Here is a 14,811-nt window from a genome sequence, read left to right on the forward strand (position 1 = left end):
TGCTAAAAATGGTAAGTTCTACCTACGACTATTCTCAAACATTGATGGGGATGACGGTAACATTGACGCTATTAGAGCAAAATGAAACCGTCGCAAAACTTGCTTTTGCTACCATTAAATTGCTTGAAGATAAATTGACTGTTAACCGCCCAGTTTCGGAGGTTATGTCAATCAATCTTGCAGCAGGCAAACATCCTGTTGAGGTAAGCTTACCTGTATTTTCACTTATTAAACAGGCTTGGCAACTGAGCGTGAATCCTTCAAGTTGTTTTAATATGGCTATCGGCCCTGTCGTCAAACTTTGGAAAATAGGCTTTAAAGGAGATAGTATTCCTGCCGATCATCATATCAAACAACAACTATTATTAACCGATCCATTTGATATAGAATTAAATGATACAACCCATTCTGTTTTTTTAAAAAAAGCAGGAATGGAGATAGATCTTGGTGCTATCGCAAAAGGTTATATCGCCGATGTCATTAAAAATCTGTTACTTGAACATCATATTCACCATGGCATCATAAATTTAGGTGGAAATATACTAACGTTAGGAGCCTCCCCAATAGAAAAGTCAGGTTGTTGGTGTATAGGGTTAAGAAAACCCTTTTCTTTATCTGATGAGTTAGCAGGTATAATAAAAGTTAAAAATAAATCAGTCGTTACTTCGGGCATTTATGAACGTTATTTTGTGCAAAATAATCGGCTTTATCATCATATTTTCAATCCTTTAACTGGCTATCCTCTTGATAATGAAATTGAAAGCGTTACCGTTATTTCAAATACTTCTCTTGAAGGCGATATTTATTCAACGATTTTTTATGGATTAGGCGTAAATGCCAGTGGTGAATATTTAAAAAAACATCCAGATATTTCAGCCATTTTTTTACTAAAAAATAAAACGATGACACTGATCAATCCGAAAAATTTTAATTTTGATCTAATTGATAAACACTATGAAATAAATCTGCATTAAGAACCAATGACAATGAAATTGCTAAACTTTTATTGTTTTAAATGAATTAATTACGTTTTTACATTAAAGAAGGAAATTATTATGAACGCAGTGAAAAAACCACCAGTAAAATGGTTACCGCTCATAATTATTGCTGCTATTTCAGCAATATTATGGCTATTTGTTTCGCCTCCACAAGGAATAAGTACAGAAGGTTGGCGAACAAGCATTATTTTTGTGGCAACGATTGCCTGTATTGTTGCAGAAATTATGCCAATTGGCGCAATAGGCTTATTAGCCATTACGGTTTTTGCTATTTTAAGACCATCTGGTGCAGCTAATGCAACTGAGTCTATCAAGATATCATTAAGTGAATTAAATAGTAGCTTAATTTGGTTGATCGTTGTTGCTTTTATGATTGCGCGAGGATTTATTAAAACTGGTTTAAGCAAACGTATTGCTTATTATTTAGTAAAAATTTTAGGTAAAAACACTTTAGGCTTAGCTTATGGTTTATCTGTAACAGATGTGGCATTGGCGCCTGCCATTCCAAGTACGACAGCTCGTGCTGGTGGTGTGATTTATCCAATCGCTGAAGCGTTATCGATTAACTTTAATTCTAATCCGAAGGATGAATCAAGAAATCGAATTGGCACTTTTTTAATGTTAACCATTAGTCATATCAATGATATTACCTCAGCAATGTTTTTGACTGCATTTACCGGTAATTTATTAGCCGCTAAATTAGTCACAGAAACATTAGGCGTGACATTGGGATGGGGACAGTGGTTTATTGCAGCTATCGTACCTTGTTTAGTTTCTTTTATTGTGATTCCATTAGTCATTTATTTCTTAACCAATCCAGAGCTTAAAAAGACACCTGATGCGCCAAGATTAGCCGTTGAAGAATTGAAAAAAATGGGACCAATTACCGCTAAAGAAATTATTATGGGTGGGACGGTAATTTTATTATTAGGTCTTTGGATTTTCGGTAAAGACTATTTAGGTATTGATGCAACAACGACTGCTTTTATTGGTTTAACGATTTTAATCTTAACTGGTGTACTAAGCTGGGATGATGTGAAAGGTGAAAAAGCGGCATGGGATACCTTAATTTGGTTTGCGGCTTTATTAATGATAGCAGGACAAGTCAATAAGCTAGGTGTTACAAAATGGCTAGGCGATACTATCGGTAGTGCAGTAAAGGGGCATTTAGGTGATAGTAGCTGGGTATTTGTTATCATTATTTTGTGTGTTGCCTATGTTTATTTACACTATTTCTTTGCTAGTGGCAATGCGCATATTGCGGCGCTATTTCCAGTATTCTTATCTGTAGCAGTGGCACTTCATGTTCCACCAATGATTGCGATATTTGCATTAGTTATTTGTACCAACTATTTTGGTTCCATTACCCAATTTGCCAATGCTCGAAATCCGTTGTTATTTGCTGAAGGTTTTGTTCCAGTCAAAACATGGTGGAAAGTAGGATTTATCTGTAGCGTTGTTAACTTAACCATTGTGTTTACCGTTGGTCTTTTGTGGTGGAAAATGTTGGAATTAGGTTAAGAAATAACGTATCTTAAACACTATTCAACAAAAAAACCGTCAGAAATTGGCGGTTTTTTTATCCTCTAATTATGATAATCTCATAACAACATAATCGATAAACTCCAATCATTAATGGCCTGCCAATATTTTTGTTCCTGCTCTAAATCTAATAAAATCAATTTATTACTTTCCACAAAATTAGTGTCAATTTCGAATGTCATTTTGGTCAATTTGTCTTTAACTAATTTTAATCGAAATGCATTCAAATTAATCTCTGTAGAGCGTTGATTATTGATCAGAATGGAGAGCCTGAGTATTTGTAATAATGAAATAATATGTTTAAATTCAAAAAGGCTAAAATAAGGAAATGCTTCAATATTAATTGATTTTCGATGATAACGAACGAGTGTCGATAACAACAGTTGTTGTTCTTCGTTAAATCCCGGCAAATTGCTGTTTTGCAGAATGTAACTTGAATGTTTATGCACAGACGAAAAATTAATTTTTAATCCTACCTCATGTAAAAGTGCTGCCCAATATAAAATGGATTCCACACAAATTGGAATATCGATTTGTGCTTGCTCTTTCCATTGTAAAAAAAAGTATTTTGCTGTTTTGACAACTTGCATAGCATGACGCTGATCGATATTGTAGTGTTTAGATAAAGATTCGGCGGTTGTTTGACGTATGTCTCGATAATTAGGACCACCGATTAATTCATACAAAACCCCTTCACGTAAAGCATTAGAACTATACTGCAACGAACTTAATCCCAATGCATTAAATACACCACAAAATATTGCCAGTCCACTCACAAAAACCTGTTTACGTTCATCAGATAGTGAAGGGTAGGTAATATCATCAAATGTTTCAAAGTCCAATACATAACTAACTAAATCATCTAATCTCTTCGGGGTAATAATACCGTCACTCACACCAAGATCTAATAGAATATGATGAATTGATTTAATGGTTCCTGATGTACCAAAAGCAACCGTAATATTCTGTTTTTTGATAGTACTAATCATGGTTTCAATTTGTTGCTCGGCTGCAAGTTTTGCTCGTTGAAATGACTCTTCATCAATCTTTTGTTGTGGAAAAAAACGTTTATTAAAGGTTACGCAGCCCATTGGACGACTAGCGACAATGATAGGTTTAAGGTCATTGCCTTTGCCAATCGCAATTTCAGTTGATCCTCCGCCAATATCAATAACAAATTTAGTATCAATTGATGAAGTGGGTTCAGCGGTCATAGTACCTAAATAGACTAAACGGGCTTCTTCTTGACCTGAAATAATTTCTATAGGGTAAGGTAATATTTTAGCTGCAGCCTTCAAAAACTTATGCCTGTTTGATGCAACACGAAGTGTGTAAGTTGCAACAATTCTCACATTTTCCGGAGGAAATCCATTTAAACGTTCAGCAAACAGTTCAAGACACTCTATTCCCCGTTTAATACTCGATTCACTTAATTGATTATTTTCATCTAATCCAGTCGCTAAATGTATATTCTTTTTATTTTTATAAATTATCTGTGTTGCACCATTAATGATTCGTGCAATAATCATATGAAAACTGTTAGAACCGAGATCGATAACCGCATATTCATTAGATTTCTTCACGTTTAGATATCCTTATTGTTTGGCTTCTAATTGTTTTAAATAATCATAAATAGCATGCTGTGCTCGAATTTTTTTCTTATTACCGCGTTGAACATAATTATTCATGTTTTCTTTATCAATAATTCGTGCTTTGACATTATCATTACATTGGATATTAAAAATATCATGAATAGTTGATTTTAAGATAGGATCAAATATCTTCACACCTACTTCTATGCGGTTATCCAAATTACGTGGCATCCAGTCAGCAGAGGAGATGAAAGTATCTTTTTTACCATCATTTTCAAATATATATACCCGTGCGTGCTCTAAATATTGATCGACGATACTAGTTACATATATATTTTCACTCAGATTGGGAATTTGAGGTTCTAAAACACAGGTTCCTCGAACAATCATTCTAATTTTTACACCTTCGCATGATGCACGGTATAACTGGTCTATCATCTCTTTATCAGTGATCGCATTAAGCTTTAAATAGATGCCTGAAGGTTTTCCTGCTTTGGCATTTTGAATTTCTCTTTCAATAAATTCATGAAAACGCAAACGCGTATTTTGAGGGGAAACAAGCAAATGATTGAACGAAACTGGCTTGAATGGATTTTCAATAAAATTAAACACTTTTATTACTTCGTCTGTAATGGCTGGATCGGCGGTTAATAATGAAAAATCTGTATACACACGAGCAGTTTTTTCGTTGAAATTCCCCGATCCAATATGTGCATATCGAACAATCTTGTTTTCTTCACGACGATCAATTAAAAATAGTTTGGCATGAATTTTGAGTTTGGGTTGTGAATAGATAACTTTGATTCCACTACTGAGTAGTCTTTTTGCCCATTTAATATTTGCTTCCTCATCAAATCGAGCCTGAAGTTCAACCACTACGGTGACTTTTTTACCGTTATTAGCAGCATTAATTGCTGCATGGATAAATCGTGAGTCTTTTGCTACCCGATAGATATTCATGCGGATATGGGTTACAGCCGGATCAAATGAAGCTTGTCGCATAATTTCTAATACATGCCCAAACGAGTAGTAAGGGTAATAAAGAAGTACATCACGATCTTTAATCGTCGCAAACGCATTTCTAAACTTTTTAAAGCGATTATAAGCCAAACTCGGTAATCGTTTATTTAAAAGGTTTTTTCCACCAAGATCAGGAAAGTTAGCCAGATCTTTAAAATTAGGGTAACGTCCACCTGGCATGGCATCTTGTTCAGTTAATCTTAATTTACTGATTAATAACTCAAATAATGCTTTAGGCATATCTTTTTGATAAGTAAAACGAACAGGTTGTGCCGTCAATCGCTGCTTCAATCCTTGAGACATTAATTCTAACAAACTGTCTAATTCTGTATTTAATTCATATTCTGCATCTCGATTGATATTGATTGAATATGCATTCAGTTCTGTGGCATCAAAAAAGACTTTGAAGATATCAGATAAACAATAACGAAGGATGTTATCCAAAAAGATAATTGATTTATTTTTGGTTGATACTTCTGACGGCAAAAGTACAAATCGAGGTGCGTTGTCGGTTGGTAACTCAAGCAGGGCATAACTTATCTTTTCATCACAGATAATTTCAACGGCCAAATAAGCATGATCATCTTTTAAAAATTGGATCAGTTCTGTGTGACTATCCAGTAATATTGGGGTAATGTATTGTCTTAAATTCTGTTTATAATAGTTTTTTATCCAATCTTCCTGATAAGATGAAAGTTGTCTCTCATTAATTAAGAAAATTTGATTTCTTGCCATTTCAAGTAATAATTCGTTATACAGTTGATCAAACTGGAGTTCAAGTTGTATGACTTTCTGATTAACTTGCCTTAATAATAACTTTGCGTTAGAAGTAGCGGACTGTCCTTGTTCCTGTTCAATTAATACATATTTTTTCAAATTGGCGTATTGTACTTTATAAAATTCATCGAGATTGCTGGAATAAATGCCTAAAAATCGAACACGCTCAATAAGTGGATTACTTTTGTCTGCTGCTTCTTGTAAAACACGTTGATTAAAAGCAAGCCAACTAAGTTCTTTGGGAAAATACACTTTTTCTTGTAGCATTCTTTATCTCTTAAAATACAATAATGAAATTTAATACAGGATAACTTAACTTAAAAAAAAAGCTAGCATATCGCTAGCTTTTAATTTAAATATATTAAACAATTTTTGCTTTAAAGCAACTTTACCTAAATACGGTGAACTGAAGTGGTATTCGTTGTGCCACTTGGTACTAAAGCACCAGATACCATGACAATAGTATCACCTTGTTGTAAACCACAAATTTTTACAGCTAACTCTTTACCTAAACGGTAAAAATCATCTGTTGAATTAATAGCATCAATTAAAATTGGCTCAACACCTTTTGTTAGGGCTAATTGATTAACCGTTTTTTGACTTGATGATAATGCTAAAATACGCGCTCTAGGGAAATAATGACGGACTTCACGAGCAGATTTACCACTACGAGTTGCAACAACAATTAAAGGCGCACTTAGACGTTCAGCTATTTCTACCGCACCACAACAAACAGCCGCAGTAATACGTAATTTTTCTTCTTTGGCAGTAAGCTCTAAAGAAGCAGGAATGGTAATGTCTGTACGTTTACAGATAGTCGCCATAACATTAACGGTTTCTAATGGGTATTTACCTTTAGCACTTTCGCCTGAAAGCATGACTGCATCAGTTCCGTCAATAATGGCATTTGCCACGTCACCCGCTTCAGCACGAGTAGGGCGTGGGTTTTTAATCATAGAGTCAAGCATTTGAGTTGCAGTAATAACAGGTTTAGAAGCTTTATTACATTTTTGAATCATCATTTTTTGAGCAAAAATAACTTCTTCAACCGCAATTTCCACACCTAAATCACCACGAGCAACCATGATACCGTCAGACGCTTCCAAAATTTCATCAAAATTATCTAATCCTTCTTGGTTTTCAATTTTAGAGATAATTTTAATCTCTTCACCGCCATGAGATTTCAAATGTGCGCGAATATCTTCAACATCTGAGCGTTTACGAATAAATGACGCAGCGATAAAATCAACACCTTGTTCACAACCAAAAATAAGGTCATTTTTATCTTTTTCTGCAAGTGCCGGTAATTTTATTGAAACACCAGGTAAATTAATACCTTTGTTTTCACCTAAATCACCATTATTCAATACGGTACAGATGACTTCGTTGCCTTTTATTTCTTTGACTTCCATCGCAATTAAGCCATCATCAACAAGAACGCGATTACCCACTTTGAGATCTTGAGCAAAACCTTTATATGTTACAGCTACGCGCTCAGCGTTCCCAATGACTGTTTCGTCAGTTGTGAATGTGAATGTTTGACCTGCAACTAGTGAAACGTCATTCCCACCTTCCAATTTAATTGTACGAATTTCAGGACCTTTAGTATCAAGCATAATTGCTGCTTTTAAACCTGTTTCTTGCATGACTTCACGTAGGTTTTTGATACGATTTCCATGTTCTTCATAATCACCATGGGAAAAGTTCAAACGCATTACGTTCATGCCTGCATTTAATAACTTAGCTAGCATTTCTTTTGATTCTGATTTTGGTCCAATAGTACAAACGATTTTTGTCTTTTTCATAATATTATCTACTAGTTGTTAAGGTTGAAGTTTAATTTTAAATAAACTGTTTTTAATTATGTTCACGCAAAAAAAAACCAATGCCCATGCATTGGTATGTAATAAGTTAGCAGTAACCCAAAAAGTTACTTGTATTAACTGCAATCTTTGAAAAATTAAATATTTTCATCAAAAAATATATATCCTTAAAAATCTGTGTTTATTATAGTCTTAACCACACTTTAAATAAAGTTTTTTATCAAAAAAACTAGATTATATTTGACGAAAACAAAAGAAGAATCATCCTAATTAACGAATACAAATGGCAAGATGTTCTTAACGACATTCATTGCTATTACATCAGATCTTTAAGTTGAAAAATGAGTTCATTGCTTTCATTTTTCAATGTCAATTGATCTTTGTTCAAGCTGACTTTTGCACCTTCTGTAATCATTTGGGTAATAATGCCATCTAACTTATCTAATTGTTCATCATTACAAAGCATCTTTGTCATACCAACGCCTGCACCTTTGATTGTTTCATTTTCTAAGGTGACTTTTGCGACAAATCGGTTACACATTTTTCCAGTAATATTCATATTTTCGCCAAACTCAAGTTCTGCAGCTTTATCTGAAGAAACATCTTGTCCATTCGCTTTTACCAATACAAAATGGTGATGTAACAAATCTTCAGCTTTAATTTTATTTGATTCTCCACATCCAGTTACTACTAAAGCTCCTACAAATAATGATGTTAATAGTAATGTCTTTTTCATCTTAACTCCTAATGATAGTTTAAATTTGTTATAATAGATTTAATTAAAATTACTTACAAATATTTTACTCTTTATGTTATCTCAACAGCAAATTAAATTTCTAGAATCAGTGACTTTCTTAGACAAGCATAAAATATTGAAGCTTGCTAAGAATAATCAAGATCTAGCAAAAATCAATTTAGCGGTAACTCAAGCTGTTTCACATTATCAAGCAAGATTGACGTCTTTACCTGCACAGATTGAATATCCGTCTAATTTACCTGTGGCTGAAAAAAAATCAGAAATTTACCATGCGATTCAGCAGCACCAAGTGGTAATTATTGCAGGTGAAACTGGTTCCGGTAAAACAACACAAATTCCTAAAATCTGTTTAGAATTAGGTTTAGGTGTAAAAGGATATATTGGACATACCCAACCAAGGCGGCTTGCAGCCCGTTCTGTCGCCAATCGCATAGCGGAAGAGTTAAATACCGAAATAGGGCAGTTAGTCGGTTATAAAGTCAGATTTTCTGATCAGGTTAGTGATACCACATTGATAAAATTAATGACTGATGGCATTTTGCTGACTGAAATTCAAAAAGATAAACTTTTATTGCAATACGATACTATCATTATTGATGAAGCTCATGAACGTAGTCTTAATATTGATTTTATTTTGGGATATCTGAAACAATTGTTACCTAAACGCCCTGATTTGAAAGTGATCATAACGTCTGCAACCATTGATGTTGAGCGATTTTCTAACCATTTTAATCATGCGCCTATTATAGAAGTATCTGGAAGAACCTATCCTGTCGAGGTACGATATCGTCCGCCAATATATGATAACGAAGATGATAAAGAGATTAACAAAAATAGTGATTTTCAACCTATCATTGATGCAATTGATGAGTTATCAAAAGAGAATTCAGGTGATATTTTAATATTTTTAACTGGTGAGCGAGAAATACGTGATTTAGCCGATACACTAAACAAGCTTGAATTACGTCATACCGATATATTACCGTTATACGCTAGGTTATCTGCTTCCGAGCAAAACCGTATTTTTCAACCACATTCTAAACGACGCATTGTGCTTGCTACCAATGTAGCGGAAACTTCATTAACCGTACCCGGAATTAAATATGTCATCGATCCTGGATTGGCCAGAATAAGTCGCTACAGTTATCGAACTAAAGTTCAACGTTTACCGATTGAACCTATATCGCAGGCTTCAGCTAATCAACGAAAAGGTCGATGTGGACGTACTTCAGATGGTATTTGTATTCGTCTTTATGATGAACAAGATTTTTTATCTCGCCCTGAATTTACCGACCCTGAAATCTTACGTACAAATCTTGCTTCTGTCATATTACAAATGACATCGTTAGGTTTGGGTGATATAGCTGCTTTTCCTTTTGTCGAGGCTCCCGATTCAAAATATATTCGTGATGGAATTCGTTTATTAGAAGAACTTGGTGCGATATTCACTAAGCATCATCAATATCATTTAACTCAAATAGGCAAAATTTTGGCACAATTACCGATTGATCCTAGATTAGCCAGAATGTTAGTTGAAGCAAGACGATTAGGTTGCACCAAAGAAGTTATGATAGTAATCGCAGCGTTGTCAATTCAAGACCCAAGAGAACGCCCTTTTGATAAACAACAGGCTTCTGATGAGAAGCACAAACGTTTTGCAGATAAAGATTCAGATTTTATTTCTTTTATTAATTTATGGAATTATATTCAAGAGCAACAAACCCTGTTATCCGGTAATCAGTTTAGAAAGTTATGCCCGAAAGAGTATTTGAATTATCTCCGCATTCGTGAATGGCAAGACGTCTATACTCAAATTCGTCAGACCATTAAACAATTATCTTTTCCAATCAATAGTCAACCCGCAGATTATCGATCATTACATTTGGCTTTATTAAGTGGTCTACTTTCACATATTGGTTTAAAAGAGATTGAAAGAAACGAATATCTTGGTGCTCGAAATATCAAGTTTGCCATTTTTCCAAATTCAGTGTTATTTAAAACTCAACCTAAATGGTGCGTTGCCAGTGAGCTTGTTGAAACCAGCCGACTATGGGGGAGAACAGTAGCTAAAATTGATGCAGAATGGATTGAACCCATAGCTAAACATTTAGTGAAATACAGCTATAGTGAACCTAGGTGGTCAAAAAAACAGGGCACTACAATTGCAAATGAAAAAGTGACATTATTTGGATTGCCTATAGTCCAAAATCGAATTGTAAATTACAGCCAGATAGATCCTGTGTTATCCCGTCACTTTTTTATAAGACATGCATTGGTAGAAGGGGATTGGATTACTAATCATAAATTTTATAAACTAAACCAAAAGTTGATTAATGAAGTCGAAGATCTTGAACACAAATCCCGTCGTCAAGACATTTTAATCGATGATGATCAGTTATTTGATTTCTATGATCAGCGTATTGATAATTCAATTGTTTCAGTTAAACATTTTGACAATTGGTGGAAGCAAAAGCAAAAAACTTCACCTGATTTTCTCAATTTTGAAAAACAGATGTTAATTAACCAATCAGCACAATTGATTGATTTAACTCAGTTCCCTGATTATTGGTATCAAGATCAATTCAAACTGCCTCTTAATTATGAGTTTGATTTAGGTAATAACCGTGACGGTGTCACTGTTAGAATTCCTATTGATATATTGAATCAAATCACAAATGATGGATTTGACTGGCAAGTACCCGGTTTTAGAAAAGAATTGATAGTATCCCTTATTAAATCATTACCTAAGTCTTTACGGCGCAGTTTGGTTCCTGTACCTAATTATGCTGAAGCATTCTTAAGTAGATTAACATCGATCAAACATCCGTTACTTGAAACATTAGAGCATGAATTTCGAAAAATGACGGGGGTTCAAATTACTCATGAGGATTGGCAGTGGGATCAAGTTCCAAATTATTTAAGAATTACCTTTAGCATTATAGATAATCAAGGTAATGAAATTGCTTATGGCAAAGATCTTAATCTTTTAAAAGAGCAATTAAAAGCTAAAATACAATCAGCATTATCCTCATTGACTACTAAAAAATCAGCAAATCCAATTGAGTTAAATAACCTAACCGATTGGACATTTGGTACCCTACCGGCTATTTATGAAGAAAAACAAAAAAATTACACAGTCAAAGCATATCCAGCCATTGTAGATGATCATAAATCAGTCAGTATTAAGTTAGTCGATAATCAAATCGAGCAACAGCGATTAACTAAACTTGGTTTAAGACGTCTTCTCATGATAAATATTCCTTCACCAATCAAATATTTACATGAAAAGTTACCGAATAAATCTAAATTAGGTCTCTATTTTAACTCATTTGGTACTGTACTCGATCTTATTGATGATTGTATAGCCTGTGGCATTGACTATTTGATTGGAAAGAATAATAAACTTATTCAAACTGCTGAGCAGTATCAACAATTACTTGAATATACAAAAGCGAATATTAACCAAGTTGTGGTTGATATAGCCAAACAAGTAGAAGCCATCTTAACACTTCATTTTAATATTAATAAAAGGTTGAAAGGGCGTGTCGATTTATCTTTAGCTTTTGCCTTATCTGATATTAAAAATCAGCTTAATCATTTAGTTTATAAGGGGTTTGTTGCACAATCAGGTTACAACAGATTAAATGATATCTATCGATATTTATCCGCAATTGAAAAGCGAATTGAAAAATTAATGCTTAATACGGCAAAAGATAGACAATCAATGAATATTATTGAAGAAATTCAGAATTATTATCATCACTTTTTAAGTAGCCTTTCAAAAAATCAGAAATTAGATAATCGTGTTCTTGAAATACGCTGGATGATAGAAGAGTTAAGAGTTAACTTATTTGCACAGCAGATGGGCACTCCTTATCCAATATCAGCTAAAAGAATTAAACAACAGATTGAGTTGATAAAATCAGAATTATAATAATTAGCCTAATAGAGAAGGGCGCTAATGCGCCCAAATTAAAGATTAACGATATAAGTCAACAAACACGGTAATATTAGGGCCATTTGTATCTTGTGCAATTCTAGCAATATGATAATACTTGGCACCAGCTTCTATCGCTCTTTTACCTGCTTGATATGAAATTTCCTGATCTGTGACATAATAGCCACGGAATTTTATTGTATTGAAAGGAACCATTTTAGCTGCTGTTCCATCATTTAATTCTTGAATTTTACGACCATCCGAAAGAGTGACAGTGTAACGATTTACGCGCTGTGGTTCGCTCATGACTTCAGGTTTTTCTGAAGTAGGAGTATTAGTTTGTGCTGTTGTAATAGTCGTTGTAGTCGAATTAGTAGAAGAAGCAGTATCGATCACTTTGACTTTGTTATTAAATTTATCAGCATAAAACTTTTCATTAAATGCAGATGGTGAATAATACCCCGGCCTTTCAACCTGCATTGCGGCTTCGCCACCTTGAGCTAAAGCTAATTGTCCTGCTTCGGAATCATAAGGGATTGCATTTTCAGGTTGAAGTTTACGTTCTGGTGCATCTTTCTTAAATAAATAGGCAACAACCTGCAAATTACTTCCTAATTCTGAACGATTATCAATATAGTAAGCATAAGCACCTTTGTTTAAAGCTTCTTTTGCAATTGATTGATTAATATCATATTCACTTGGGAAATAACCACGAATACGAACAATATCATAAGGTTCTAGGCGAATAGCTTTAGATTTAGGGTATTCGTAGACTCCACCAAATTGGCGAAAGTTGTCAGTTTTCTCTTCGGCTTTAGGTGCATTAGCTTTGTACAATTTAGCATAAACAATACGCAAAGTATCATTAGAAGGGCTGATATTTGTCGTTGTAATATAGAAAGACGCAGCACCTTCTTTGTCTGCTGCTTTAGACATAGCCAACACATAATCGCTATCAGTATAAAATGCACCTCGAACAGAAATTTGTTTGAAAGACTGCAAGTTGCTTGCTTGTTCTTCAGTTAACTGCTGAGCCGCATAAGAATACATAGGAACAAATGTAACCATAGCAGCAATAAGTGTTTTCTTTAAACTCGTCATATTCTATAAACCTTACAATTTTTAAATCGTATATTAAATATTTGTTATTTTAACATAAAAAAATCAGTTACCTAAACTTATTAGCGCATTTAAATTTTTAATAAAAATATATCTGCCTTTAACGTGTAAAATATCTTGTTCTTGTAGTTTCGACAAAATTCGGCTTACGGTTTCAATCGTTAAACCTAAATAATTTGCTATATCACTACGGCTCATAGATAACTTTATGTTTAGTGATGTGTGACCACGATTTTCATATCTTCTATAAAGAGAATATATAAAATAGGCTAGGCGTTCATCAGCCTTTTTCTGAGAATAACATAAAATTAATTTTTGATAGTTATAAATGTCATTACTTAATAACCTAAATATCATGCTTCTGACACAAGCATTTGATTCAACTAAAGACATTAGTTCTTCATAACGCAATTCACAAGCTAAAGTATTAGTAAGCGCTTTAATGTTGTTATTATATATTTTAGTTGATATAGAATCCAGTCCAACAATATCACCAGGTAGATAAAAGCCATTAATCTGTTCTTTATTGTCTGATGTTGTAACATAGGTTTTTACAGCACCAGAATGAATAATAAAAAACCGAGTAAAATCAGTGCTCTTGGATACTATGAGTTCATCTTTAGCATAAGTCTTTTTACGTTCCAAAACATTATTTAAAGTATTATTTAATAACATTGGTAGACATAAAGAGCCTATACTGCATAATTCGCAAGGAACTGAATAACTTTTTGATCGTATATTCTTATTGGTAGTTTGCATAATAAATTAATCATTAATCCAAGTTCAGTTCTAGCCAAGAGTAACATATTTTTATGATAAAACAACAATTGGCCAATTCATATAGTTTAAATTATTAATCAACAAAACGTTCATTTAGTTTAAATTAACAGAAGGCAAGCATTAAAATAAGCATAATAATGAAAAGTATTAATAGGTGTTAGCAATTATATACTAAAGATAATCGATTTTATATTATGATATTGACTATCACTCTAAAAGGTTAAATTGCGGTTTGAGCTGATAGTTAAAGAACTTTTAATCAATTTTGAATTGAAAGTAGGGTTTAGCAAAACGGAGATATAACTGAAAATCATTTTAAGTTCGTAATAATGATTGTATTTAACATAATATACATTATCCAAATCTTATCCAATTGATTAAAAACAATAAAATCCAATATATTTTTTTCATTCATATGGCTACTTAATGTTCATGAAGAATAGGGTGTTATATAAGATTTATAAGT

Annotated in this window: 9 protein-coding genes; 3 read left to right on the forward strand and 6 right to left on the reverse strand. The window is 33.5% G+C overall.

Translation table 11 applies throughout. The features are described from left to right. Nucleotides 1–8 precede the first annotated feature (8 nt). Both ACGH4F_RS02130 and ACGH4F_RS02135 read left to right on the forward strand, forming a co-directional pair. On the forward strand, nucleotides 9–974 hold the full coding sequence (locus ACGH4F_RS02130) for an FAD:protein FMN transferase (protein ID WP_411589824.1): 966 nt from the start codon (nucleotides 9–11) through the stop codon (nucleotides 972–974). Between the two features lie 81 nt (nucleotides 975–1,055). Next, the gene (locus tag ACGH4F_RS02135; protein ID WP_411589825.1) at nucleotides 1,056–2,519 is read left to right on the forward strand and encodes a DASS family sodium-coupled anion symporter; all 1,464 of its coding nucleotides are present in this window, start codon (nucleotides 1,056–1,058) and stop codon (nucleotides 2,517–2,519) included. Nucleotides 2,520–2,599: 80 nt separating this feature from the next. On the opposite strand, the gene ACGH4F_RS02140 is transcribed toward ACGH4F_RS02135, so the two are convergent. The 4 genes from ACGH4F_RS02140 to ACGH4F_RS02155 form a co-directional block, all read right to left on the reverse strand. Further along, nucleotides 2,600–4,069 carry an exopolyphosphatase gene (locus ACGH4F_RS02140; RefSeq protein WP_411589891.1) on the reverse strand — a complete coding sequence of 490 codons (1,470 nt, stop codon included), beginning with the start codon at nucleotides 4,067–4,069 and terminating at the stop codon, nucleotides 2,600–2,602. A gap of 66 nt (nucleotides 4,070–4,135) precedes the next feature. Further along, entirely contained in the window at nucleotides 4,136–6,196 is a 2,061-nt protein-coding gene (gene ppk1 / locus ACGH4F_RS02145) for a polyphosphate kinase 1 (protein ID WP_267350947.1), read from the reverse strand. 125 nt (nucleotides 6,197–6,321) lie between these two features. Further along, nucleotides 6,322–7,734, reverse strand: coding sequence for a pyruvate kinase PykF (pykF, locus tag ACGH4F_RS02150; RefSeq protein WP_267350949.1), 1,413 nt, complete (start codon nucleotides 7,732–7,734; stop codon nucleotides 6,322–6,324). A 334-nt stretch (nucleotides 7,735–8,068) separates the two neighbouring features. Further along, entirely contained in the window at nucleotides 8,069–8,488 is a 420-nt protein-coding gene (locus ACGH4F_RS02155; RefSeq protein ID WP_411589828.1) for an META domain-containing protein, read from the reverse strand. Nucleotides 8,489–8,561: 73 nt separating this feature from the next. Here ACGH4F_RS02155 and hrpA point away from each other — a divergent pair, with 73 nt between their 5' ends. Next, complete coding sequence (gene hrpA, locus ACGH4F_RS02160) at nucleotides 8,562–12,443, forward strand: ATP-dependent RNA helicase HrpA (protein ID WP_411589830.1); 3,882 nt, start codon at nucleotides 8,562–8,564, stop codon at nucleotides 12,441–12,443. A gap of 45 nt (nucleotides 12,444–12,488) precedes the next feature. Here hrpA and ACGH4F_RS02165 read toward each other — a convergent pair whose 3' ends face one another. Continuing rightward, nucleotides 12,489–13,547, reverse strand: a complete 1,059-nt coding sequence (locus tag ACGH4F_RS02165; RefSeq protein ID WP_411589832.1) for a YdgH/BhsA/McbA-like domain containing protein — start codon at nucleotides 13,545–13,547, stop codon at nucleotides 12,489–12,491. A 63-nt stretch (nucleotides 13,548–13,610) separates the two neighbouring features. Then, nucleotides 13,611–14,240, reverse strand: a complete 630-nt coding sequence (locus tag ACGH4F_RS02170) for a helix-turn-helix domain-containing protein (RefSeq protein WP_218837296.1) — start codon at nucleotides 14,238–14,240, stop codon at nucleotides 13,611–13,613. Nucleotides 14,241–14,811 lie beyond the last annotated feature (571 nt).

This window comes from Gilliamella sp. CG35 (assembly GCF_046635745.1).
GTDB classification, from domain to species: Bacteria; Pseudomonadota; Gammaproteobacteria; order Enterobacterales; family Orbaceae; genus Gilliamella; species Gilliamella apicola_I.

Bases quoted from the DNA above. Each gene is read 5' to 3' on its own strand.
- ACGH4F_RS02130 (WP_411589824.1), top strand. From the start codon at position 9: ATGGTAAGTTCTACCTACGACTATTCTCAAACATTGATGGGGATGACG.
- ACGH4F_RS02135 (WP_411589825.1), top strand. From the start codon at position 1,056: ATGAACGCAGTGAAAAAACCACCAGTAAAATGGTTACCGCTCATAATT.
- ACGH4F_RS02140 (WP_411589891.1), bottom strand. From the start codon at position 4,069: ATGATTATTGCACGAATCATTAATGGTGCAACACAGATAATTTATAAA.
- ppk1 (WP_267350947.1), bottom strand. From the start codon at position 6,196: ATGCTACAAGAAAAAGTGTATTTTCCCAAAGAACTTAGTTGGCTTGCT.
- pykF (WP_267350949.1), bottom strand. From the start codon at position 7,734: ATGAAAAAGACAAAAATCGTTTGTACTATTGGACCAAAATCAGAATCA.
- ACGH4F_RS02155 (WP_411589828.1), bottom strand. From the start codon at position 8,488: ATGAAAAAGACATTACTATTAACATCATTATTTGTAGGAGCTTTAGTA.
- hrpA (WP_411589830.1), top strand. From the start codon at position 8,562: ATGTTATCTCAACAGCAAATTAAATTTCTAGAATCAGTGACTTTCTTA.
- ACGH4F_RS02165 (WP_411589832.1), bottom strand. From the start codon at position 13,547: ATGACGAGTTTAAAGAAAACACTTATTGCTGCTATGGTTACATTTGTT.
- ACGH4F_RS02170 (WP_218837296.1), bottom strand. From the start codon at position 14,240: ATGTTATTAAATAATACTTTAAATAATGTTTTGGAACGTAAAAAGACT.